Below are 247 nucleotides of genomic sequence, written 5' to 3'. Positions count from 1 at the left end.
GGGCAAGCTGGGGGCATTGGTGCTTGCCTCCGCCACCGCGCCGCAGCCCATCAGCACGANGCGGCTGGACCAGTCGGCCATGCGCCCCCAGACATAGGAACTGAGGAACGACGCGGTGGCGGAGGCAAGCACCAATGCCCCCAGCTTGCCCAGTGCTGCGTCGCCCTCCCGCTGGGACAGGATCACCAGATAGGGCGGCGCCAGCGCCGTGGAGACGAGCAACCCCCGCGTAAGGATGAATCGCCAC

Annotated in this window: 1 pseudogene; it reads right to left on the bottom strand. The window is 68.7% G+C overall.

The window, feature by feature from the left end:
- A pseudogene (locus A3728_RS20805) lies at positions 1 to 247 on the bottom strand (MFS transporter); the annotation flags it as partial.

Origin of the sequence: Sulfitobacter sp. HI0040 (assembly GCF_001634885.1) — a bacterium.
In the GTDB taxonomy this organism is placed as follows: domain Bacteria; phylum Pseudomonadota; class Alphaproteobacteria; order Rhodobacterales; family Rhodobacteraceae; genus Sulfitobacter.
This window is presented reverse-complemented; position numbering and strand designations above follow the sequence as displayed.